This is a genomic window from Clavibacter sp. MX14-G9D, assembly GCF_032917815.1.
In the GTDB taxonomy this organism is placed as follows: domain Bacteria; phylum Actinomycetota; class Actinomycetes; order Actinomycetales; family Microbacteriaceae; genus Clavibacter; species Clavibacter michiganensis_K.
The window spans coordinates 1-22,165 of record NZ_JAVCVL010000025.1; the positions used below are offsets into that span (position 1 = coordinate 1).

Genomic DNA, 22,165 nt, shown 5'->3' on the forward strand with positions numbered 1-22,165 from the left:
GTCCGCTCTCCCGCGACACGGCCCGCACCGGGCTTCTCTTCGCGACCCCGACGGCCCTCGTCGTCGGCGTCGTGTTCGTCGTCCCCCTCGTCCTCCTCATCTGGATGGCGTTCAACGACTGGCCCCTCATCGGCGCCTCCTCGCCGAACTGGGGCGCGAACTTCGCCGAGATCAGCGACCCGCTGTTCGTCAAGGCCATCGGCTTCACGGCGCTCTACACCGTGATCACCACCGTGCTCCTCAGCGCCGTCGCGCTCGGGCTCGCGCTCCTGGTGCAGCAGTCGCGGCCCGGGACGGCGCTCTACCGCACGGCGTTCTTCATCCCGGCCGCCATCGGCCTCGCCTCCACGAGCCTGCTGTTCTACGGGCTGTACACGCAGAAGGACAGCGGCCTCAACGAGCTGCTCGGACTCGTCGGCATCGGCCCGCTCAACTGGATCTCGACGCCGACCGGCGCGCTCTGGTCGACCGTGCTCCTCGTCGTCTGGCGCTTCTCCGGCTTCTACATGCTCATCCTGCTCACGGGACTCCAGGCGATCCCGGACGAGGTCTACGAGGCCGCCCGCGTCGACGGCGCCTCGTGGTGGCGGACCTTCGTGTCGGTGACGCTGCCGCTGCTCCGGCCGTCGATCGCGCTCATGCTGATCCTCTCGGTGACCGGATCCGTGCTGGCGTTCGACCAGTTCTACATCCTCACCAGCGGCGGGCCCGACAACTCCACCGTCACCCTCGTCGTCGCCCTGTACCGCAAGGCGTTCGTGCAGTTCGACCTCGGCACCGCGGCCGCCCTGTCGCTCGTGGTGCTGGCGTTCCTGCTGGTGCTCAACCTGATCCAGTTCACGTTGCTCCGACGTGACAACACCGCGTGAGGCCGTCATGAAGCGAACCAAGTTCCTGGGCATCGCCGCCCACCACGTCACCAGCACCGTCCTCGCGCTGCTGTTCCTGCTGCCGCTGCTGTGGACCCTCCACGGGTCCCTCTTCGGCACCGGCGCCTCGCCCGAGGGCGGGTTCGGCTTCGCCAACTACCGGAGCGTCGTCGAGTACGGCAGCGGCCTCGGCACCTACCTGCTGAACACCACGGCGGTCGCCCTGATGACCGTCGCGGGGGTGCTCGTCGTCTCCGCGTTCGGCGGGTACGCGTTCGCGCGGCTCCCGTTCCGCGGGCGGAACGTGCTCTTCATCCTCACCCTGGCGATCCTGATGGTGCCGTACGCGACGATCCTCATCCCGCTCTACGTGCTGCTCGGCTGGCTCGACCTCCAGGACTCCCTCGTCGGGCTCGCCCTGGTGATGGTGATGCTGCAGCTGCCGTTCAGCCTGTTCATGATGCGGAACTCGTTCGAGGCCCTGCCGAAGGAGCTCGACGAGGCCGCCCTCATGGACGGCTGCAGCGTGGCCGGGGCGTTCTTCCGCGTGCTGCTGCGCGGCACCGTCCCCGGTCTCGTGACCGTCGGCCTGTACGCGTTCCTGTCATCCTGGAACGAGTTCATCGCCCCGCTGATCTTCCTCACCAGCGGCGACCTCTTCACCCTCCCCGTGGCGCTGGTGAGCCTGCGCACCGGGGCGCTCGGCTCGGTGGACTACGGCGCGCTGCAGGCCGGCGTGATCGTGTCGGCCCTCCCCTGCCTGCTCCTGTTCCTCTTCCTGCAGCGCTACTACGTCCGCGGCTTCACCTCGGGCGCGCTCAAGGGATGACCCCCCGCCGCGCCGCCGCAGATCCCCTCCCCACCGAAGGACACCCCATGGACACCCTCCGCACGCACCGGGCGACGACGCCCGCCCCCCTCGCCGACGTCGACATCGCCGATCCCTTCTGGAGCCCGCGCATCGAGACCGTCCGCACCGAGACGATCCCCTTCCAGCACCACCAGCTCGAGACGATCGGCCACCTCGAGTCCCTCCGCCACCGGCGGCAGGACGGGGACCCGGTGCCCCACATCTTCTGGGACAGCGACATCGCCAAGTGGATCGAGGCCGCCAGCTACAGCCTCGTCTCCCACCCCGACCCCGAGCTCGACGCGCGCCTGGACGAGGTCATCGCCCTCCTCGCCTCCGCCCAGGGCGCGGACGGGTACCTCAACACCTACTTCACGGTCATCGCGCCCGAGGCGCGCTTCACCGACCTCCGCGACGCCCACGAGCTCTACTGCGCCGGGCACCTGATCGAGGCGGCCGTGGCGCACCACGCCGCGACCGGCAAGACCACCCTGCTCGACGTGATGCGCCGCTACGCGGACCTCATCGGGACGGTGTTCGGCCGGGGCGAGGGGCAGATCCGCGGCTACGACGGCCATGAGGAGATCGAGCTCGCCCTGGTGAAGCTCGCCGCGGCCACCGGCGAGCGCCGCTACCTCGACCTGGCGTCCTACTTCGTGGAGGAGCGCGGCACCGAGCCCTACTTCTTCGACCTCGAGGCGGAGCGCCGCGGGACCCCCGGGTACTTCGGCGACCAGTTCGGCGGCGAGGCCCACCCCGGCCGCACCCGCGAGTACCTGCAGGCCCACGCTCCGGTGCGGGACCAGCACGAGGCCGTGGGCCACTCCGTGCGCGCGATGTACCTGTACTCCGCCATGGCGGACCTGGCGCGCGAGCAGGACGACGAGTCGCTCCTCGCGGCCTGCCGGGGCCTGTGGGAGCACCTCACCACGCGGCGCATGTACGTCACCGGCGGGATCGGCAGCTCCGCCGTGAACGAGGGCTTCACCCGGGACTTCGACCTGCCCGACGAGTCGGCGTACGCGGAGACGTGCGCCGCGATCGGGCTCATGATGTGGGCGCAGCGGATGCTCCGCATCGACCGGCACCGGCGCTACGGCGACGTGCTGGAGCTCGCCCTCTACAACGGCGTGCTGGCCGGCCTGTCGGACGACGGCACGTGCTTCTTCTACGACAACCCCCTCGCGAGCCGCGGCGGCATCGAGCGGAGCGCCTGGTTCGACGTCGCGTGCTGCCCCCCGAACCTCGCCCGCCTGCTCACGTCGCTCGGCTCCTACGCCTTCGCCACCGGCGACGCCGAGCTGGTGGTGCACGTGCCCGTGTCGGGGACCGTGCGCGTGCCCGTGGGCGACGCGGTGGCCGTCGTCGCGGTCGACGCGGACGTGCACGGCAGCGGCCGGGTCGCCCTCCGCATGGTGGACGCCCCGGACGGCGAGCTCACGCTCAGCGTCCGCGTGCCCGCGTGGTCGGCGACGACGACGCTGCACCTCGACGGCCGGCCGCTCGACCTGGACGACGGCGACCTGCTGGGCGAGGACGGCTACGCGACCGTGACGCGGCGCTGGCAGGACGGCGAGGAGCTCGTGCTGCAGCTGGACACCTCCCCGCGCCGCCTGCGCCCCGACCCCCGGCTGGTCGACCACGCCGGCCGCGTGGCGATCGCGCGCGGGCCGATCCTCCACGCGCTCGAGGAGGCCGACAACGGCACCATGCTGCACATGCTGTCCCTGCCGGCGGACGCGGAGCTGTCCGCCCGCGACGCGGACGGGACGCACGTCGTGACCGCGCGGGGCCGCCGCACCGACGTCGCCGGGGAGGGCCTCTACCGCAGCGGCCCGGTCACCTCGGAGGACGCGGAGCTCGTCTTCGTGCCGTACTCGTCGTGGGCCAACCGGGGCGCCGGGGAGATGCGGGTCTGGACGCGGGAGGGCTGAGACGCCGCCGGCCGGGTGGTCCGGCCGGAGAAGCGGCGCGTCCGCGCGTACGGCTCGTGGTCGAAGGACGGTCCGACCGTGTGGACGGAGAGGATCGCGCATCCGCTCGCCGCGAGATCGGCGCTCACGCGCTCGACGAGGAGCCGGCCGATGCCCCGCCCCTGCGCCGCGGGAGCGACGGCGATCAGGTGCAGCTCCGCCGCCTCCGGGAAGTGCCGCCGGAGGAGCGCGACACCGAGCACCTGCGTGCCGTCGGATGCCAGGAGGCTGTCGTACCGGTCGCTCTCGGCATCCACGACGTACGCGTCGATCGCGCCGGGGTCGCCGAACCAGTCCGGGAGGGACTCCAGCACGCGCCGGACGTCCGTGCCGCTGCGGCCGTGCACGACGTCGATCTGCATGGGGCCATCGTGGCAGCCCCGGTGCGGACGCGCCGTGCCGCGGGCCGGCGCGCCCCTCGCGGCAGCAGGCTCGTGGAGGGCGGAGGCTGGCCGGCGACGCCGCGCTCGGGACCGCCCCAGTGCGAGGGGTCCGCCGGGCGGGGCCTGGCCTGCTCGGGGATCCGCGCCTAGCCTCGGCGAGGGACGCCCGTCCCGAGCTGTCGACGGAGGAGCGCCATGACCGAGACCACCAGGGTGGGACGCCGGGGCACCGAGGGCATCGCCCGTCACGGCCGCCTGCGGAGGCCGAGCGCCGCGCGCACGGTGGCCGCCGCGATCGGAGCGGTGGCCGCGGTCGCCGTGGTCGGCAGCGGATCCGTGGCCGCGATCGCGGCGTGGGACATCGCCCGCACCGTCCAGGCCAACTCCGTCGACATCTCCGACGGGGACGCCCTGCCGCCCTCGATCGGCGCGATCGACGGCGGGGCCAACGTGCTGCTCGTCGGCGGCGACACCCGCGAGGGACAGGGCGACGGCTTCGGCACCGGGCAGGAGGTCGCGACCGGCAACCTCAACGACGTGACGATGCTGCTCCACATCAGCGAGGACCACACCCGCGCCACCGTCATCTCCTTCCCCCGCGACATGCTCATGACGATGCCCGCGTGCCGGAGCCAGGACGGCACCGCGGAGGTGCCGGCGCAGGACGAAGTGCAGATCAACGTCGCGCTCAAGAACGGCGGGCTCCCCTGCGTCGTGCGCGCCGTGGAGAGCATCACGGGCCTCGACATCCCCTACGGCGGCGTCATCCAGTTCACCGGCGTGATCGAGATGTCCAACGCCGTCGGCGGGGTCCCCGTCTGCATCGCCAACCCCATCGACGACTGGCGGACCGAGCTCGACCTCCCCGCCGGCGTGGTGCCCCTCCAGGGCGAGGACGCGGTCCAGTTCCTCCGCCTCCGCCACGGCATCGGCGACAACAGCGACCTCTCCCGCATCAGCAACCAGCAGGTGTTCCTCAGCGCGCTGCTGCGGACCGTGACGAGCACCGACACCCTCACCAACCCGGCGAAGCTCTACGGGATCGCGCGCGCCGCCGTCGACAACATGAGCCTCTCCACCTCGCTCGACAGCCCCGCCGCGATCACGTCCCTCGCGCTCACCATCAAGGACATCCCGCTCGACGAGTTCGTGTTCGTGCAGTACCCGACCACGTACCTGGAGAGCGGCCGCGTCGCGCAGGACGCGGCGAACGGGGACCGGATGATGCGGCTCATCGCCTCCGACGCGGACTTCGCGCTCGCGCCCGACAGCACGGGCCAGGGCGTGGTGCTGGCCGAGCCGACGGATCCCGCGTCCGCCCCCCCGGCGGATCCCGCCCCGCCCGCGCCGGACGGTGCGGCCGCCCCTCCCGCCGTGCTGCCGGACGGCGTCACCGGCCAGACCGCGGCGACGGAGACCTGCGCGAACGGCTGACGCGGGGCGCGCGCGTCACGCGGGAGCGGGGGTGACCAGGGCGAGCAGCGGGAAGGCGCCCAGCCAGAGCACCGACGGGGACACGACGAGGAACACCGCGTCGACGACGAGCATCGTGATCGCGCGCCTCCTCCGGCCCTCCCGCCGCACCAGCGACATCACGGCGAACACGAGGCTCACCAGTGCGAGGAGCCCGATCGGGACCCATGCCACGAGGAACAGCGGGTACAGGATCAGCCACCCGGAGCCGAGGAGGGCGGACGGGACCCACATCACGCACCAGAGCAGCGCGAACGTGCCGAGGGCGATGATGCCCGTGACGGAGGCGACCCTCCCGCGGCTGTCGTCCCGCGGCGACGTCCGATCCTCCACCCGGTCCCCCACCCCCTGCATCGCTCCAGCGTAGGGGCGGGATGCCGGCGGGCGGGATGCGATGGCCGCTGCGGTCCCCCGCGTCGCCGCCGTCCGCCGGTCCCGGCCCCGGGGCGTCTCAGCGGTCCTCGGGCCAGAGCGGGGTCGTGATCACCGTCCCGTCGGCCGCGACGAGGCGGGCGGCGATCCTCCGGGGCGACAGGTCCCGTACGGCACGCGACCCCCGGACCACCGCCGCCGTCGACCAGGTGTTCGCTCCCACGCAGGTCGCGGACGCCACCGTCACCGAGCGCCAGAGCGGTGCGGCCGGGATCCCCCAGCGGGGATCGAGGATGTGGTGGACGGGCGTGCCGTCGTGCTCCCACCTGCGGCGCCGCGTGCTCGAGGTCGCCACCGCCCAGCCGCTCCGCAGCGAGACGACCTGCGCCGGGTCCTCGTCGGTGTCCTGGACGAGGACCTGCCAGCCCTCCGCGGGGCCCTCCCCCGCCGTGGCGATGTCCCCGCCGAGCGCGACGAGGACCGCTGCGCCGGAGGCCGCCGCCGCACGAGCCGCGGCCCGATCGGCCGCCCACGCCTTGGCGGTCGCCCCCAGGTCGACCACGACCCCCGCGGGCACGCGCAGCCGCGATCCCCGGAGCTCGACGTCCCGCCAGCGCGGGCCGCGCTCGACCATGCCGCGCGGGAAGCCGCTCGTCGAGCGCCGCCCGTCGCCGTGCCCGGCGGGGCGGGGCGGCGAGGGCAGCCGGTCGGTGTCGCAGCCGAGGCTGATCAGCTCGGCTCCGAGCGTGGGATCGACGTCGCCGTCGGTGGCCTCCGCCGCGTCGAGCGCCGTCCGCATGAGGTCCGCGAGGAGCGGCGAGACCGTGCATCCGCGCTCGAGGTCCCGGGCCCTCGTCATGAGCTCCGAGTCCGGCCGGAACCGGCTGCACGCCCGGTCGACGTCCGCGGTCACCCGGCGGACCGCGGCGGCGGCCGCATCCAGGGCACGGGGATCGGGGCTCTGCACGACGACCTGGGCCGTCGTGGTCCAGAGGTCCCAGGAGCGCTCCCTGCTCGCGTGCGGTCGCTCGACGGAGGCGCGCACGTCAGGACCCCGACGTCCGCGACGAGGAGCCGGATCCGGTCCCGGCGCTCACGCCGGAGTCGGTCGTGCCCGACCCGGTCGACGTGCCGGACCCGGGCGACGTGCCGGACCCGGTCGACCCGGAGCCCGCCGACCCGGCGCCCGAGCCCGTCGCGGGATCCGCCGCGGCCTCGTCGTCGGCCCGCCGGTCCGCCGGGGTGACGGTGGACGTCGTCGGGGCCTCGGCGCCGTCCGCGAGCACGGCCTGCGTCAGGTAGACCGTGGAGCCGAGCGCTCCCGCGCCCACGAGGGCGATGCCCGTCGTGAGCCCGGCGACCATGCGCCGCGTCCATGTGGTGTGCTCGTCGTGCATGCGTCCTTCTCCTTCGTGGGGGTGGTGGGGTGCCGTCACCAGCTGAACCGCTCGCGGTGGAGCTGGGCTCCCGGCAGTCCCGCGGCGCGCGCGTCGGCCTCGACGAGGTCCGCCCAGCGCGCGGGTCCGCAGACGTAGAGGTCCGAGCCGTGGAGGTCGGGGAAGACCGTGGTGGCACGGTGGCCCTGGCCGGCCTGCTCGTCGGCCAGCCAGGCGCCGGGTCCGCTCCCGCGGGAGCCGACGCTCGTCAGGACGCGGTGACCGCGGGCGGTGGCCCACGCGATGACCTCGTCCCAGAGGTGCGTCTCCCGGGCGTCCCGCGCGCGGAGCAGGATCGTCACGGATCCCGCCGGCGCGGAGACCTCCTCGAGGAACGCGCGGACGGGGGTGATCCCGATCCCCGCCGCGGCGACGGCGATGCGCGGGCGGGTGCGGCTGGCCTCCGTGAAGACGCCGTACGGTCCGGCGAACGAGACGGGCGTGCCGGGCCGGAGTCGCGCGAGGTCGCCGCTGCCGCGCCCCAGGGCTCGGACGGTGAGCCGCAGGCTCGTGCCGTCGGGCGCGGCGGACAGCGAGAGCGGGTGCGCGTGCCACCAGGTCCCCGCTCCCCAGAACCGCCACATGAGGAACTGCCCGCCCCGAGCGGGGAGGCGGTCGAGCCGGCGACCGCGCAGGTGGAGGGACACCACGCCGTCGCCGATCGGCTCGACGCGGTCCACGACCACCCGGTGCCGGAGGGACAGGAGGACGGGCGTGCCGAAGCGGAAGACCGCGATGCAGCCGAGCGCGATCGCGTACAGCGCGATCCAGTACGCCCGCTGCCACGACGTCTCCGCGAGGACCTGCCCCTGCTGCAGCTGGTGCGGGACGGCGAGGACCACGGCCGCGTACGACAGGAGGTGCACGGCGTGCCACGCCTCGTACGGGAGCACGCGGCGGACGGCGACCACCGAGCTCACGACGACGACCACCAGGGCACCGAACCCGAGGATCGCGAGCCGGACGTCGGCGGCCTCCCACAGCGCCACGATCATCGGTCCGATGCCCTCGCCGGCGTCGAGGGAGTACCCGACCACCAGCAGCGCGCCGTGGGCGAGGAGGAGGTACAGGGCGGGCTTCCCCAGGCGGCCGTGAAGCGCCATCGCGGCGTCGTGGCCGACGAGGCGGTCGATCAGCGGGACGCGGGCCGTGAGGACCAGCATGACCAGGATCAGGTCGGTGCCGACGAGGCCCGCGACGATCCCGAGGACGATCACGAGCCGTCCGTCTCCGGTGAGTCGCGCGGCGTCCGACGTGGCCCACAGCGTCACCGCCACCACGGCGGAGGCCCATGCCGCGGCACCGAGGAGCCGCGTCCTGCGGGACCGCCGCCGCCCCGCCGCCCGCAGCGCCGCGTCGTCCCGCGGCGCGGGGGCGGCTGGTGGTTCTGGTGCAGGTGCAGGTGCAGGTGCAGGTGCAGGTGCTGGTGCTGGTGCAGATGCTGGTGGTGGCGGTGCATGCAACGGTGCGCTCATGCCCCGATTCAGCAGGATCGACGCATGAGCCGGCCCTGGCACGGCTATGGACCGGCCATGAAGCCGGACGAGGCGGGACGCTGCCCCGACGCGGCCGGTGGAGCGGTGACGGCATCGACGGCTGCCGGCCCGGGGCCGGGGTCCACCGCGTGCCGCCGGAAGACGAGCGTGCGCTGCACCGCGAAGCCGGCGACGAACAGCGCGGCTCCCGCGCCGATCCTCGCCAGCAGCAGGGGGATGCCCACGGCCGTGAGCGCCTCCAGGAGCAGTACGTCGCCGAGGGCGACCAGCGCGGCGAGCGCCGCGTACCGGAGCGCGTCACCGAGGAGGGCCCGGCGCCGCGCTGGTGTCCCTGCCGGCGGTGTGTGCGCGCGACCGCGGCCGTGGTGGACGAGGCGGCGGTTGGCGACGAAGGCGACGGTGCCGCTCATCAGCCGTGCGCCGATCACGCCGACCAGGAGCTCTCCGGTCACGGCGACCAGGGCCCAGAGGGCGATGAGGTCGAGGAGGAAGGACCCGATCGCGACCACCGCATGCAGGAGGAGCGGGGCGAGCACCTTCCCCGAGTCCACCATCGGGCGGAAGTGGGACGACGCGTTGCCCTCGAGGTACAGCGTCTGGATGGGGATCTCCTCCACCGCGCGTCCGTCGGCGTGCGCCCGCAGCAGCACCCGCAGCTCGTACTCGAACCGGTCCCCCGGCACCTCGAGCAGCCAGGCCAGGGATCCCGCCGGGTAGCCGCGGAGCCCGGTCTGGGTGTCGTGGATGCTCCCCCCGGATGCCCGACGGAGGAGTCCGCGGGACACCGCGTTCCCGAATCGGCTGCGGAGCGGCACGTCGCCGTCGAACCTCCGCCCGCCGAGCACCATGGAGCCGGTGCGGCGGACGTGGTCGGCGACGCGGAGCACGTCGACGGCCGTGTGCTGCCCGTCGCTGTCCGCGCACACGACGTCCTCTCCGGGGTGGGCAGCTCCGGCGTACGCGATCCCGGTCCGCAGCGCGCGGCCCTTGCCGAGGTTCCGCGGCTGGGTGAGGACGACGGCTCCTGCCGCCCGCGTCGCGTCGAACGTCGCCGCGTGCCCGGGCCCGCTGCCGTCGTCGACGACGACCGGGATCACGTCGGGGCGGGCGCGGACGAGGGCGGTCACGAGCCCGGGGAGCCGGGCGTCGGGCTCGTAGGCGGGGATGAGGACGATCACGCGGCGCTCGCCGGGATGTAGAGGATGTCGGAGGTGCCCCGCTCGCTCGTCGTGCCGAGCGGCCGGTTCACGAGCTCGCCGTCGTGGACCATCGTCGAGGACCCGCCGCCGTCGATGTTGTACGCGGTCTCGCAGCCGAGGTCGAGCATGATCGCGGCCAGTCCGGGCAGGGTGACGCCGGCGCTGTAGCCGGTGCTGCGTCCGTCCACGACGACCATGGCGAGGTGGTTCGCGTCGATGACGCCGACGCACGTGCGGGGCTGGCGGCCCTGGATGGAGTGGTTGCCGAAGTTCGTGTCGACCTCGACCTGGTCGATGCCCGGGACCTCGGCGCCGTCGCGGACGACGGCGGGTCCGAACGAGAGGGTGTTCCAGACGCCCGCGGCGACGAGCGCATCCGCGCTGGTGGCGGTCTCGTCGTACACCTCCGCGTGGCCGTCTCGGTAGAAGGCCAGCCCCTCGCGGGCGCCGACGTCGCGGAAGGCGACGCCGTCGCGGATGACGATGCCGGTGTCGCGGAAGCCGTAGTAGTCGCCGTTGATCGCGAACGCCGCGTCGTTCTGGGCGGCGATGCTCGAGGTCGTGTCGATGACGTTCTGCCCGAAGGCGTCGTCCGCGAACGCGGACCGGAGCGCGGTCGCGTCCGTGAGGAGGAGGTCGGCGACGTAGTAGGTGACGAGCTCGTCGCCGGATCCCTGCGTGCGGGCATCGACGGTGACGGCCGCTGATCCGGTGCTGGTCGAGGTGGCGTCGGTGGAGGCGTTGGCGGCCTCGAAGGCGTCGACGTCGTCGATCTCGACGTGCTCGACGACGAAGCGGTCGAGGGTCCAGCCGGCGCCGGCCGTGGCGAGGCCCAGGGCTGCGGCGCCGCCGAGGAGGAAGGTGCGGCGGGAGGGGCGTCGGGTCGGTTCGTGGCTCATGGGATGAGGGTGTCGAGCCGTTCGATGACGTCCCGATGAGTCGTCGATGTCGCGCCCATGAGTGCGGATTTCCGTCGCGGAGCTCGGTGCGGGCGGGAGGGACGACGAAGGGGAGGCCCGGCGACTCGCCGGACCTCCCCTCACCTGCTGCCCGCGCGACCGCGGGCACTCCCGGTGCTAGCGGCCGCCCATCCCGCCGGTCGCGGCCTCGCCCGCGGTGACCGTGACGGAGGCGGCCGCTCCCGTGGCGTCACCGGACGCCGCGAGGCCCCCCGTGCTCGCACCGGAGGCGGTGCCGCCGATCGCGACCGAGTAGCTCTCGCCCGTCGTGATCGCGTCGGAGGAGTAGACGATGCTGCCGAACGACTTGCTCGCCGTGAAGGACGCGACGACGGCGCCTTCCGCATCGAGGACCTGCACGACCGTGCCGGCGTCGTAGGCGCCGTCGAGGGTCGCGGAGATCCAGCCCTGGGCGCTCGTGGTGGCCGGCGAGACGACCATGCCGCTGCTGCCGGCCGCGAGGAGCGTGCCCCCGGAGACGTCGAGGGTGCCGTTCACGTCGAGCGCGCCGTTGCCGCTGCCCTCCGGCCCGTTCACGACGACGGTCCCGCCGGAGATGGTGGCGGAGCCGTTGGAGTCGAGTCCGTCGCCGTCCGCGTCGATGACGAGCGTGCCGCCGGTGATGGTCACCGTGGACCCGTCGTCGCCGCCCATCGCGCCGCCGCCGCCCGTGCCGCCGCCCATGCCCGCGGCGCCCGGACGCGTCCCCCCGGCGGGGCGCTCGCCGGTCGGGGCGGTGCCGTCGGGCGGAGAGGCGCCCTCGGCCGGGGCGGCACCCGCATCGGGAGCCGCGGCGTCGGCGGCGGCGGGCTCCGAGGCCCCGGTCGTCGTCTCCGTCGCGGTGGAGCCCACGGTCGCGTTCACGCCGTCGTCCTGGGTCACCAGCGACGTCTCCCCGCCGTTCACGGTGATGGCGGCGCTCTCGAGGCCCTCGACGGCGGTCGTGACGTCGAGGGTGCCGCCGTCGATCACGAGCGCGGTGTCGGCGTGCACGCCGTCGTCTCCAGCCGCCGCGTCCACACTGCCGGAGACGAGGTGGAATCCGCCCGCGGCGTTGATCGCATCGTGCTGCGCGTCGATGGTGGTCGTCCCGCCCTCGACGACCGCGATGACGCCGGCGGTGATGCCCTGCGCGGTGGAGTCCGTCGCGGCCGCGGCGGCGTTCGCGGCCCCGCCGCCCGCGGTGACGTCGAGCGTGCCGCCGGTGACGACGACGTCGGTCGTGGCCGCGAGGCCGTCGTCTCCGGCGGTGACGGTCACGTCGCCGTCCGCGATCGAGATGTAGCCGCGCGTCGGGTCGTCGTCGTCGTCGGACTTGAGGCCGTCCCCGCCCGCGGTGACGCTGACGGTGCCGCCCTGGACGACGAGCGCGTCCTTCCCGCGGATGCCGTCGTCTGCGGCTGCGACCGTGATGTCCCCGGAAGCGATCACCAGGCCGTCCTGCGAGGCGATGCCGTCGTTGCCGTTGCCGGTCACCTCGAGCGAGCCGGTACCGGTGATCGTCAGGTCCGTGGCGCTGTAGAGGGCCGCGTTCGCGCCGGCGGAGTCGTCGTAGGAGGAGGCGTCGCTCAGCGCGTTCTCGGTGCCGGCAGCGAGCGAGACGACGGCGGAGTCCGCCTGGCGGATGTCGATCGCGGCCGTCGTGGTGGAGGAGATGCTGGCCCCGTCCAGGATCAGGGCCACGGTCCCGGTGTCCGCCGTGTCGACGACCACCTGGCCGTCGTCGAGCGTGCCGCTGATGCGGTAGGTGCCGGCCGCGGTGATGGTGACGGTGCTGCCGTCGACGGTCACGCCGTCGCCGGAGGCCGTGGCCGTGTCGCCGTCGAGGGCGATGTCGACGGCTTCCGCGTCGTCGACGTGGTCGCTGGAGTCCACGACGGCGTCGTTCGCCGCCAGGACTCGTGCGGCGCTCTGGGTGGCATCCACCTCGACCGCGGCTGCCGCGGCCGTGGTGGTGTCGGTGTCGGTGCCGGTGGCGGTCGTGGCGATGCCGCAGCCGGCCAGGAGACCGACGCTGAGCAGGAGGGAGACGGCGAGGGCCGTGGGGTTGCGGATGGAGCGCTTCGGGTTCATGGGGTGTCCTTCGGTGGGCGCAGGTCAGCGCGGGGTGTCCGGGATGCCGCGCTCAGGCGGCGGAGGAGGAGGCGGAGGAGGTCGAGGTCGTGCAGCCGTCGGCGAAGTGACGACGGAGGACCCGGCCCCACCTGTTCGACGGCAGGTCGTCGCGGAGGGCCGCGAGGCCCGTGCCGTACTTCGAGATGGTCGACGGTCGGTGCCCGTGGCTCCAGAGGAGGCGATCGACGGCGGAGGGCCGGGAGCCGGACTTGGTCTCCACGATCGCCACCCGCGGCAGCTCGAGTCGGCGGTCGTCGAGGATCCACGCGAGCGAGGTGTCGACGGTCGCGCGGCTCTCGTCGCTCGGGACGAACAGGGTCGTGCGGTCGTACTCGGTCACGAGCGTGGGCCGCAGCCGCTGGGGGGCGATGCCCCGGATGCCGGCGTCCCGCAGCGTCGCGTCGACGTGGGCGAGGCACGCGGCGGAGAGCGTGCGCTCGTCGCCGGCCACATGCGCGACCCGGTCCTTCACCGTGCTGCTGCGGCCGCCGCGGGTCTTGACCTCGAGGTTGCACCCGCCGGAGTCGACGTAGCTCCGGGTCCGGACCTTGAAGCGGCGGCGCCGTCCGTGCGCGGCCAGGTGGAAGCTGGCGAGCTCGGGGGTGTCGAAGTACACGCTGCGGTACGCGGATGCCCGTCGCCCCTCGATCTCGAGGGCTCGCGTCCCCGGCTCCAGGCCCGCGAGGGCCGCGTCGAGCGCGTGCATCGGCACCACGTACTTGCGGTCCACCCGGGTGAGCAGGGCGGCGCGGGCCACGAGCTCGTCCAGGCCGATGGGCTCGAGCAGGCCGACGGCGGTCAGTCCGCGGACGCGGCTCACGCGGTCACCTTGCCCTGCGGCATCGCCTCGCGCAGGCGGGCGGGGCTGCCGCTGGGGCGGACCCGGTAGCGGACGTCCACGACGGTGGTGTCGTTCACGAGGTCGAGGTGCTTGACCTGCGCGCCGCGGATCTCGGCCCCGAGCACGAGCCCCAGGTGCTCCAGGAGCGCGTCGTGGTCGGCGATGGCCGTGTCGATGGTCATCGTCTGCTGGCGGTACCGGCCGAACAGGCGCGGGTGGTCGCCCACGACGAGCACGAGCAGGATCAGCGCCATCAGCGACACGTGCAGCGGGTTCATCGAACCTGAGAGACCGGTGATGAGGCCGAGCGCGAGGGCGGAGAAGTAGTAGGCGACCTCGTGCTGGGCGATCTCGTCCGACCGCAGCCGGATGATCGACAGCACGCCGAACAGGCCGAGCCCGAGGCCCGCCCCGATGGTGCTGGACCCCAGCACGAGCGACACGGCGAGGACGCCCACGTTCACGCCCAGGAACGCGACGACGAGGTCCCGGCGGTGGTGCCGGGGGAAGTAGATGGCGAAGGTCAGGATTCCGACGGCGACGAGGTCGACGGCGATGGGGAGGATGTAGTCCACGGTGGTGCTCCACTGTTCTGTCGGGGTGGAGCACCAGTACGCCGTGCCGGCCTATGACGAGCCCATGGACGGCCGATGGGCCGCATATGGGTGCCGGGCGCGACGGGGAAGCGCAGGTGCGGGACGCGCTCCACCCCGGCGGCCACCCGGCCGGGCACCGGGGTCCCGCCGCCCCGACGCCCCGACGCCCGACAGGCGGCTCGGTATGCTCGCCGACATGCTCCCCCGGACCCGTGACCGCCGTCGTCCGCGGGTCCTGGTGGCGCCCGACAAGTACAAGGGCAGCCTCACGGCCGCCGAGGTGGCGCACTGGATCAGCGCGGGCCTCGCCGAGGGCGCGGGCCCGGACGGCGTCGATTGCGACCTCCTCCCCCTGGCGGACGGCGGGGACGGCAGCGTCGCCGCGGCGCTCGCCGCGGGCTACGAGCCCGTCGTCCTCGAGGCGACCGGGCCGACCGGCCTGCCGGTGCGCACGAGCGCGGCCCGGCGCGGGGACACGGCCGTGGTCGAGGTCGCCGGCACGAGCGGCCTGGCGGTGCTGCCGGACGGTCGGCGCGACGCCCTCGGCTCCTCCAGCCACGGGGTGGGCGAGGCGATCCGGCACGTGCGCGGGCTCGGCGCGCACCGCATCGTCGTCGCCCTCGGCGGCAGCGCCACCACGGACGGCGGCGCCGGCCTCCTGCACGCCCTCGGCGTGCGCTTCCTCGCCGTGGACGGCACCGAGGTCCGGCCGAGCGGCGGCACGCTGGGGTCGGTGGACCGCCTCGACCTCACGGGTCTGCTCCCCCTCGACGGCGTCGAGCTGCTCGGCGCGAGCGACGTGACCAACCCCCTCACCGGTCCCCTGGGCGCCGCCCGCGTCTTCGGCCCCCAGAAGGGCGCGGGCCCCGCGGAGGTCGACCTCCTCGACGACGCCCTCGCGCACCTCGTCGACCTCGCCGAGCGCGCCGGCGTCCCCGGAGCGCGCGCCGCGGCCGCGTCGCCCGGCGCCGGCAGCGCGGGCGGGATCGGATACGCGCTCCTCCTCCTCGGCGGTCGGCTCGTCTCGGGGGCGGGCTTCTTCCTCGACCTGCTCGGCTTCGACGCCCGGGCGCGGGCGGCGGACCTCGTGATCACGGGCGAGGGGTCGATGGACGAGCAGACGCGCGACGGCAAGCTCATCTCCGTCGTCGTCCAGCGGAGCGGCGGCCGTCCCGTCGCCGCGGTCGTGGGCCGCGACGCGCTCTCCGCCGAGGGGGTCCGCGAGCTCGGGCTCCACGCGGTGCACGCCCTCGCGGACCGCACGGACGAGGACAGCTCGCGAGACCCGGCCCTGTCCGCGCGCCTGCTGCAGCGGATCGGGCGCGACATCGCGGCGACCCTGCTCGCGACCCCGACCCCGACCCCGGCCCGCACCCCGCCTTCGGCCCCGGCGACGGATGCCGGGCGCGCGCCCGACCGCCCCGCATGACCGCCGGCCCCGCGGACCGCGGCGGCCGCACCCACCCCTCGACACGACGAGAGCAGGACGACATGACACGACGCGTGTGCTTCACGATGCAGCTCAAGCGGGACCGCATCGCGGACTACCTGGCGGCGCACGAGACCGTCTGGCCCGCGATGCGGGAGGCGCTGTCGGAGACGGGCTGGTCGGACTACTCGCTCTTCGTCCGCGAGTCCGACGGCCTGGTCGTCGGCTACCTGGTCACGGACGACTTCGACCGGGCCCGCGCCCGCATGGCGGAGCAGGAGGTCAACGCGCGCTGGCAGGCCACCATGGCGCCGTACTTCGAGTCGTCGGAGGATCCCGACCGGTCGATGGTGCGCCTGGAGGAGTACTTCCACCTCGCCTGACGACCTGCGCCGGCGCCGTAGTGGAGGGCAAGCGTTTTCCCGGCTAGGGTGCTGAGGAGCGCGGCGCCGCTGCCCGCACCATCGCCCCGACCCGCGAGGACGCCCATGGACGCCGACACCCCTCCGCCCTCCGCCCCGCTCCGGGTGGGGATCATCGGCACCGGCGGGGTCGCCCACCTGCACGCGGCGGCGCTCCGCGAGCGCGACGACGCGCTCCTCGTGGCGGCGGTCGACCGCGACCCGGACCGCGCCCGGGACTTCGCCGACCGCTACGGGATCCCGACGTGGGGCGCCTCCTTCGACGACCTCCCCGAGGTCGACGTGCTGCACCTCTGCACGCCCCCGGGCGTCCACGCCGAGCAGGCCGAGGCGGCGTTCGCACTCGGGGCGCACGTCGTCGTCGAGAAGCCGCCGGCGCTCTCGCTGGCGGAGGTCGACCGGATGACGACGGCCGCGGACCGCGCCGGCCGGCGCCTCGCCGTCGTGTTCCAGCAGCGCACGGGATCCGCCGCCGCGCACGTCCGCGGCCTCCTGCGGTCGGGGGCCCTCGGGCGTCCGCTCGTGGCGCGCTGCGACACGCTCTGGTACCGCGACGCCGACTACTTCGACGTGCCGTGGCGCGGACGCTGGGAGACCGAGGGCGGCGGCACCACCACCGGGCACGGGATCCACCAGCTCGACCTGCTCGCGCACCTGCTGGGCGAGGTGGACGAGGTCACCGGGCAGGCATGGCGCGTCGACCGGGAGGTGGAGACCGAGGACGTCTCGACGGCCGTGCTCCGCTTCGCGTCGGGCGTCGTCGCCGTCGCGCTGACGAGCGCGGTCTCCCCGCGGCAGGCGAGCGCGATCCGCATCGACGCCGAGCGCGCCACCGTCGAGCTCGAGCACCTCTACGGGCACGGCCACGCCCACTGGCGGCTGACGCCCGCGCCGCACGTCCCGGAGGAGGAGGCCGCGTCGTGGGCGTTCCCCGACGCGGAGACGCCGAGCGGCCACGCCGCCTACCTCGACGCCGTGTACCCGGCGCTCGCGTCCGGCGCTCCCCTGCCCGAGGTCTGCGCGGCGCCCGCCCGCTCCCTCGAGATCGTCGCCGCGATCTACCACTCGTCGCGGCGGGGCGCCCCGGTCGCGATCCGCGAGCTGCGGGACGACCCGGCGATGCGCGCGGCCGTCCGCGCGGACGTGGTCGACGTCCGGCCGGGGCGCCGCCCGTGATCCCGGACGACGCCGTGGAGGTCGGCGACGGCATCGCCCGGCTCGTCCTCGACGATCCCGCGACGCCGCCCCGCGACTCGCCCCGCCCGTACCTGCACCCGCTCCGGACGCCCGGCGGCCAGGTCGTCTCGGACCTCCGGCCCGCGGACCACGACTGGCACCTGGGTCTCTCGCTGGCCGTCGCCAACGTGGGGGTGCCCGGCGAGGCGGACGACGTGAACCTGTGGGGCGGCGTGACGTGGGTCACGGGCGCGGGCTACCGCCAGCTCGCCAACAACGGCGCGCAGCGCGTCGTCGACCGGGACGGGTCGACTCTGTCGCTCGCGTGGACGGACGCCGCGGGCCGGGTGCTCCTCACCGAGCGCCGCACCCACGCGGTCGCCCGGCCCGCCGCCGATCGCGCGGTGCTGACCGTCGAGAGCACGTGGACCCCCGTCGTGCCGGGCCTCGCCTTCGGGTCGCCGACGACGGCGGGACGGCCGGACGCGGGCTACGGCGGGCTCGTGCTGCGGCTCGCCGCGGACTTCGGCGCCGCCCGCGTGCTGTCGCCCGCGGGTCCGACCACCGCGGACGCGGCCCGGGGCGCGTCCCTGCCGTGGCTGGCGCTCGCGACGGAGGAGGCCACCGTGGCGATGGCCGCCCTGGCCGGCGACCCCGTGCATCCGTCGCCCTGGTTCGTCCGCACGGGCGCGACCCCGATCCTCTGCGCGGCGCCGTTCGCCCACCGGGTCTGGACGATGCCGGCGACGCCCGTGACGTGGCGCTGGCGCCTGCTCGTCGCCGATGGCGCCCTCGATCCCGACGCTATCGCGGCGGCGCTGGCCTGAGGTCCCCGCCCGTGCGCGCTCCCGTGCGAGGGCGGCGCGGCGGGCGCCGGCGAGCGGGTCCGACGACGGCGCTTGACGCGTCGATCCGCGGGACGTACTTTGGGGCAAACGCTTTCCCGAAACGTTTCATCCACGTGCCGGGCATTCGAAACGATGATGTTCTCGAAAGGACGACGATGTTCCGCTCACACAGCACCCGCGTCGCGGCGGCCGCCGCCGTGGCCGTGGTCGCGCTCGGTCTGACCGCCTGCTCCGGCGGCGGCTCCGGCCCCTCCGCCACCCTCGACCCGGACGAGGAGATCACGCTCGACTACACGTTCTGGGGCAACGACGACCGCGCCGCCCGCTACGACCAGGCCATCGCGCTCTTCGAGGAGGAGCACCCGAACATCACCATCAACTCGACCTTCACCGACTACCCGGGCTACTGGGAGAAGCGGCAGACCGAGGCGGCGGGCGGCGGACTGCCGGACGTGATGCAGTTCGACTACACGTACCTCCGCCAGTACGGCGAGAACGGCCTGCTCGGCGACCTGTCCGAGTACTTCGGCGGCGTCATCGACGAGACCACCGTCGCCGATGACCTCCTCGCCACCGGCGAGCTCGACGGCGCGACCTACGCGATCCCCACCGGCTACAGCGCGTGGGCCGTGTTCCAGAACAAGGACCTGCTGGACGCCAACGGGCTCGAGCCCTACGCGGGCGGCGGGAGCTGGGAGGACTACGCGGCGTACGTCGCCGACGTCACGGAGAGGACGGGCGGCGCCGTCTACGGCGGCACCGACTACACCGGCCGCATCCAGAACCTCGAGCTGCAGCTGCGCGCCGAGGGCAAGGAGCTCTTCACCGAGGACGGCGAGCTCGGCTTCACGAAGGCCGACCTGACGTCGTTCTGGGAGCAGGGCGACGAGATGCGCACGACGACCGGCGTGCCGGCCGCGCGCCTGCAGGAGCTGCTGCCCAAGTCCGGCTTCGGCGCCGCGCTCGCCACCAGCGAGATGAGCTGGAGCAACTTCCTCGGCGGCTACGTCGGCGACAGCGGCGCGTCGGAGATCGTCATGAGCGCTCCCCCCACCTCCGACGAGGGGACGAAGGACCTGTACCAGAAGGTCGGCCTGATGCAGGCGATCTCCTCGTCCACCGACCAGCCCGAGGCGGCGGCGACGTTCCTCGACTTCCTCATCAACAGCCCCGAGGTGGGCGCGATCTTCGGCGCGACGCTCGGCATCCCCGCCTCCTCCGAGCAGCTCGCGGGCGCCGACCTCGAGGGGCCGGACAAGCAGGTCGCCGACTACCTCGACTCGGTCGAGGACCGCATCGGCGAGGCCCCGGCCGCGCCGGTGGCCGGCTACGGCGCCATCGAGGCCGACTTCCTCGACATCGGCACGAGCCTCGGCCTCGGCGCCCTCAGCGTCGACGACGCGGTGACGCAGTTCTTCGACGAGACCGCCGTCACGCTCGGGAACTGATCGACGACGGGCCAGGAAGGCACCCCATGACGACGACGACGTCGACCCGGAGCGGCACCCCCGCCTCCGATCGCGTCGCACCCGCGGCCGGCCGGATGAGCACCCCTCGTCCGGTCGGCCGCCCGGTGCGGCGGCGCCCCCGCAGGGACACCCTGGCCGGGTACGCGTTCCTCTCCCCCTGGCTCATCGGCTTCGTCGGGCTCACGCTCGGCCCGATGCTGATGTCCCTGTACTTCTCCTTCACCGACTACAACCTCTTCCGCGCACCCGAGTGGATCGGGCTCGGCAACTTCGAGCGCCTCCTCGGCGACCCGAAGTTCCTGCAGTCGGTGCAGCTGACGCTCGCCTACGTGTTCGTCGGGACGCCGGTGAAGCTCGCCGCCGCCCTCCTCGTCGCGATGCTGCTCAACTACAGCGCACGCGGCACGGGCTTCTTCCGCTCCGCGTTCTACGCGCCGTCGCTCATCGGCGCGAGCGTGAGCATCGCCATCGTCTGGCGCGCGATGTTCTCCACCGACGGGCCCGTGGACTCGGGGCTGCAGGTGCTGGGTCTCGACGTCGGCGGATGGGTGGGCGTGCCCGCCCTGATCCTGCCGATGATGATCATCCTGGCGGTCTGGCAGTTCGGCGCCCCGATGGTGATCTTCCTCGCGGGCCTCAAGCAGGTGCCGGCCGAGCTCTACGAGGCCGCGATGGTCGACGGGGCGGGGCCCTGGCGGAAGTTCCGGAGCGTCACGCTGCCGATGCTCTCCCCGGTGATCTTCTTCAACCTGCTGCTCGAGATGATCAACGCGTTCCAGGTGTTCGCGTCGGCGTACATCATCGGAAACGGCACCGGAGGGCCGGCGGGGGCCACCAACTTCTACACGGTGTACCTCTACACGCGCGCCTTCACCAACAACCAGATGGGCTACGCCTCGGCGATGGCCTGGGTCCTGCTGCTGTTCGTCGGCGTCCTCGCCTTCGTGCTCTTCAAGACCCAGAAGAGCTGGGTGCACTACTCGGGAGACGCACGATGACGACCTTCGACACGACCCTCCCCTCGGCCGACACCCAGGTGGTCACCGAGCCGGCCCCGCGCCCGGCCCCGCGGGCCCGGCGACGACGGCCGAGGACCGCGACGCTCGTCTGGATCGCGGTGATGATCGTGCTCACCGCGGTGGTGCTGTACCCGCTCGTCTGGATGGGGGCGGCGGCCTTCAAGCCCAACACGGAGTTCGGCGGGCGGACCTCGCTCCTTCCCCAGGACCCCACGATCGACAACTTCGTGAAGGTGTTCGCGGGCGTGGGCGGCGTTCCGCTCTGGCGGTTCTTCCTCAACTCCACGATCCTCGCCGTCGGCTCGGTGATCGGGGTGGTGCTGTCGTCCTCGATGGCGGCGTACGCCTTCGCGCGGCTCGACTTCCGGGGGCGGCCGCTCTACTTCGCGCTCATGATCGGCACGCTGCTCCTGCCGATGCACGTCCTGCTCATCCCGCAGTACACGATCTTCCGCACGCTCGGGATGATGGACACGTACTGGCCGCTGCTCATCGGCAAGTTCCTCGCGACGGAGGCCTTCTTCGTATTCCTCATGGTGCAGTTCATCCGCAACCTGCCGCGGGAGCTCGACGAGGCGGCGCGGATCGACGGCGCCGGCCACCTGCGCATCTTCCGCTCCATCACCATCCCGCTGATCCGCCCGGCGCTCATCACGTCGTCGATCTTCGCGTTCATCTGGAGCTGGAACGACTTCCTCGGGCCGCTGCTGTACCTCAACACGCCGGACCTCCAGCCGCTGCCGCTCGCCCTCCGCGTCTACAACGACCAGACGTCCGCGTCCGACTACGGGGCGACCATCGCCGTCTCGGTGCTCGCGCTCCTCCCGGTGCTCATCTTCTTCATGGTCTTCCAGCGGTTCCTGGTCGACGGCGTCGCGACGCAGGGGCTCAAGGGATGAGCCGCGGGGACGCGCGGCGGCGGGCGCGCCAGGCCCGCGCCGCGGGAGCCGACGGCACCGCCCTGCGGTGGCCGGGGGCGGCGGACCGATTCGCCCTCTTCGCGGAGGTGCTGTGGACCGGTCTGCTCGTCACGCTGCTCGCGCTCCCGCTCGTCACCCTCCCGCTCGCCCTCGCGGTCGGCGCCCGGCACCTCCGGCGGTTCATCCTCGACGAGCCCGCCCCGCTCCGGACCGCCCTCGCCGAGGGGCGGACGGGACTCGTGCGCGCGCTGCCCGTCGGGCTCGCGGCGGTCGGGGCGGGCGGCGTGCTCGCGCTCGACCTCGCCCTCGTCGCCGGGGGC

21 protein-coding genes and 1 pseudogene are annotated in these 22,165 nt (G+C 73.8%); 12 read left to right on the forward strand and 10 right to left on the reverse strand.

The window, feature by feature from the left end:
• From Q6969_RS04220 to Q6969_RS04230, 3 genes are all read left to right on the forward strand, one after another.
• Nucleotides 1–869, forward strand: an 869-nt coding sequence (locus Q6969_RS04220) for a sugar ABC transporter permease (protein WP_317229330.1), incomplete at its 5' end; no start/stop codon positions are given.
• Nucleotides 870–876: 7 nt separating this feature from the next.
• Entirely contained in the window at nt 877–1,698 is an 822-nt protein-coding gene (locus tag Q6969_RS04225) for a carbohydrate ABC transporter permease (RefSeq protein WP_317229331.1), read from the forward strand.
• A 47-nt stretch (nt 1,699–1,745) separates the two neighbouring features.
• Nucleotides 1,746–3,653, forward strand: a complete 1,908-nt coding sequence (locus Q6969_RS04230) for a beta-L-arabinofuranosidase domain-containing protein (protein WP_317229332.1) — start codon at nt 1,746–1,748, stop codon at nt 3,651–3,653.
• On the opposite strand, the gene Q6969_RS04235 is transcribed toward Q6969_RS04230, so the two are convergent.
• Nucleotides 3,542–4,054 carry a GNAT family N-acetyltransferase gene (locus Q6969_RS04235; protein WP_317229333.1) on the reverse strand — a complete coding sequence of 171 codons (513 nt, stop codon included), beginning with the start codon at nt 4,052–4,054 and terminating at the stop codon, nt 3,542–3,544. The genes Q6969_RS04230 and Q6969_RS04235 overlap by 112 nt on opposite strands.
• A 216-nt stretch (nt 4,055–4,270) precedes the next feature.
• On the opposite strand from Q6969_RS04235, the gene Q6969_RS04240 reads away from it, so the two are divergent.
• The gene (locus Q6969_RS04240) at nt 4,271–5,509 is read left to right on the forward strand and encodes an LCP family protein (protein WP_317229334.1); all 1,239 of its coding nucleotides are present in this window, start codon (nt 4,271–4,273) and stop codon (nt 5,507–5,509) included.
• 15 nt (nt 5,510–5,524) lie between these two features.
• Here Q6969_RS04240 and Q6969_RS04245 read toward each other — a convergent pair whose 3' ends face one another.
• The 9 genes from Q6969_RS04245 to Q6969_RS04285 form a co-directional block, all read right to left on the reverse strand.
• Entirely contained in the window at nt 5,525–5,902 is a 378-nt protein-coding gene (locus tag Q6969_RS04245; protein ID WP_317229335.1) for a hypothetical protein, read from the reverse strand.
• Nucleotides 5,903–5,999: 97 nt separating this feature from the next.
• Nucleotides 6,000–6,965, reverse strand: coding sequence for an FAD:protein FMN transferase (locus tag Q6969_RS04250; RefSeq protein ID WP_317229336.1), 966 nt, complete (start codon nt 6,963–6,965; stop codon nt 6,000–6,002).
• A 1-nt stretch (nt 6,966) separates the two neighbouring features.
• Nucleotides 6,967–7,317: a hypothetical protein gene (locus tag Q6969_RS04255; RefSeq protein WP_317229337.1), complete on the reverse strand. Its 351-nt coding sequence runs from the start codon at nt 7,315–7,317 to the stop codon at nt 6,967–6,969.
• 35 nt (nt 7,318–7,352) lie between these two features.
• Nucleotides 7,353–8,573, reverse strand: coding sequence for a ferredoxin reductase family protein (locus Q6969_RS04260; RefSeq protein WP_317229338.1), 1,221 nt, complete (start codon nt 8,571–8,573; stop codon nt 7,353–7,355).
• 302 nt (nt 8,574–8,875) lie between these two features.
• Nucleotides 8,876–10,030, reverse strand: a complete 1,155-nt coding sequence (locus tag Q6969_RS04265) for a glycosyltransferase family 2 protein (protein WP_317229339.1) — start codon at nt 10,028–10,030, stop codon at nt 8,876–8,878.
• Nucleotides 10,027–10,950, reverse strand: a complete 924-nt coding sequence (locus Q6969_RS04270; protein WP_317229340.1) for a phosphodiester glycosidase family protein — start codon at nt 10,948–10,950, stop codon at nt 10,027–10,029. Before Q6969_RS04270 ends, Q6969_RS04265 begins: the two co-directional genes overlap by 4 nt.
• A 177-nt stretch (nt 10,951–11,127) precedes the next feature.
• The gene (locus Q6969_RS04275) at nt 11,128–13,083 is read right to left on the reverse strand and encodes a carbohydrate-binding domain-containing protein (protein WP_317229341.1); all 1,956 of its coding nucleotides are present in this window, start codon (nt 13,081–13,083) and stop codon (nt 11,128–11,130) included.
• A 52-nt stretch (nt 13,084–13,135) separates the two neighbouring features.
• On the reverse strand, nt 13,136–13,945 hold the full coding sequence (locus Q6969_RS04280) for a polyphosphate polymerase domain-containing protein (RefSeq protein ID WP_317229342.1): 810 nt from the start codon (nt 13,943–13,945) through the stop codon (nt 13,136–13,138).
• Nucleotides 13,942–14,541: a DUF4956 domain-containing protein gene (locus Q6969_RS04285; protein WP_317229343.1), complete on the reverse strand. Its 600-nt coding sequence runs from the start codon at nt 14,539–14,541 to the stop codon at nt 13,942–13,944. Before Q6969_RS04285 ends, Q6969_RS04280 begins: the two co-directional genes overlap by 4 nt.
• 217 nt (nt 14,542–14,758) lie before the next feature.
• Here Q6969_RS04285 and Q6969_RS04290 point away from each other — a divergent pair, with 217 nt between their 5' ends.
• The 8 genes and pseudogenes from Q6969_RS04290 to Q6969_RS04325 form a co-directional block, all read left to right on the forward strand.
• Nucleotides 14,759–15,991 carry a glycerate kinase gene (locus Q6969_RS04290; RefSeq protein ID WP_317229344.1) on the forward strand — a complete coding sequence of 411 codons (1,233 nt, stop codon included), beginning with the start codon at nt 14,759–14,761 and terminating at the stop codon, nt 15,989–15,991.
• Nucleotides 15,992–16,053: 62 nt separating this feature from the next.
• On the forward strand, nt 16,054–16,374 hold the full coding sequence (locus Q6969_RS04295; RefSeq protein ID WP_317229345.1) for an L-rhamnose mutarotase: 321 nt from the start codon (nt 16,054–16,056) through the stop codon (nt 16,372–16,374).
• 105 nt (nt 16,375–16,479) lie between these two features.
• Nucleotides 16,480–17,589, forward strand: coding sequence for a Gfo/Idh/MocA family oxidoreductase (locus tag Q6969_RS04300; protein WP_317229346.1), 1,110 nt, complete (start codon nt 16,480–16,482; stop codon nt 17,587–17,589).
• Entirely contained in the window at nt 17,586–18,416 is an 831-nt protein-coding gene (locus Q6969_RS04305; RefSeq protein WP_317229347.1) for a DUF6807 family protein, read from the forward strand. Before Q6969_RS04300 ends, Q6969_RS04305 begins: the two co-directional genes overlap by 4 nt.
• 176 nt (nt 18,417–18,592) lie before the next feature.
• Complete coding sequence (locus Q6969_RS04310) at nt 18,593–19,885, forward strand: extracellular solute-binding protein (protein ID WP_317229348.1); 1,293 nt, start codon at nt 18,593–18,595, stop codon at nt 19,883–19,885.
• Between the two features lie 26 nt (nt 19,886–19,911).
• Nucleotides 19,912–20,904 carry a carbohydrate ABC transporter permease gene (locus Q6969_RS04315; RefSeq protein WP_396335510.1) on the forward strand — a complete coding sequence of 331 codons (993 nt, stop codon included), beginning with the start codon at nt 19,912–19,914 and terminating at the stop codon, nt 20,902–20,904.
• On the forward strand, nt 20,901–21,824 hold the full coding sequence (locus Q6969_RS04320; protein ID WP_317229349.1) for a carbohydrate ABC transporter permease: 924 nt from the start codon (nt 20,901–20,903) through the stop codon (nt 21,822–21,824). The genes Q6969_RS04315 and Q6969_RS04320 overlap by 4 nt, the downstream gene beginning before the upstream one ends.
• Nucleotides 21,821–22,165, forward strand: a pseudogene (locus Q6969_RS04325) (hypothetical protein); the annotation flags it as partial. The gene Q6969_RS04320 and the pseudogene Q6969_RS04325, both read left to right, overlap by 4 nt.

Coding starts and splice junctions, on each gene's coding strand:
- Q6969_RS04225 (WP_317229331.1), top strand. CDS start 877: ATGAAGCGAACCAAGTTCCTGGGCATCGCCGCCCACCACGTCACCAGC.
- Q6969_RS04230 (WP_317229332.1), top strand. CDS start 1,746: ATGGACACCCTCCGCACGCACCGGGCGACGACGCCCGCCCCCCTCGCC.
- Q6969_RS04235 (WP_317229333.1), bottom strand. CDS start 4,054: ATGCAGATCGACGTCGTGCACGGCCGCAGCGGCACGGACGTCCGGCGC.
- Q6969_RS04240 (WP_317229334.1), top strand. CDS start 4,271: ATGACCGAGACCACCAGGGTGGGACGCCGGGGCACCGAGGGCATCGCC.
- Q6969_RS04245 (WP_317229335.1), bottom strand. CDS start 5,902: ATGCAGGGGGTGGGGGACCGGGTGGAGGATCGGACGTCGCCGCGGGAC.
- Q6969_RS04255 (WP_317229337.1), bottom strand. CDS start 7,317: ATGCACGACGAGCACACCACATGGACGCGGCGCATGGTCGCCGGGCTC.
- Q6969_RS04270 (WP_317229340.1), bottom strand. CDS start 10,950: ATGAGCCACGAACCGACCCGACGCCCCTCCCGCCGCACCTTCCTCCTC.
- Q6969_RS04275 (WP_317229341.1), bottom strand. CDS start 13,083: ATGAACCCGAAGCGCTCCATCCGCAACCCCACGGCCCTCGCCGTCTCC.
- Q6969_RS04290 (WP_317229344.1), top strand. CDS start 14,759: ATGCTCCCCCGGACCCGTGACCGCCGTCGTCCGCGGGTCCTGGTGGCG.
- Q6969_RS04295 (WP_317229345.1), top strand. CDS start 16,054: ATGACACGACGCGTGTGCTTCACGATGCAGCTCAAGCGGGACCGCATC.
- Q6969_RS04300 (WP_317229346.1), top strand. CDS start 16,480: ATGGACGCCGACACCCCTCCGCCCTCCGCCCCGCTCCGGGTGGGGATC.
- Q6969_RS04310 (WP_317229348.1), top strand. CDS start 18,593: ATGTTCCGCTCACACAGCACCCGCGTCGCGGCGGCCGCCGCCGTGGCC.
- Q6969_RS04315 (WP_396335510.1), top strand. CDS start 19,912: ATGACGACGACGACGTCGACCCGGAGCGGCACCCCCGCCTCCGATCGC.
- Q6969_RS04320 (WP_317229349.1), top strand. CDS start 20,901: ATGACGACCTTCGACACGACCCTCCCCTCGGCCGACACCCAGGTGGTC.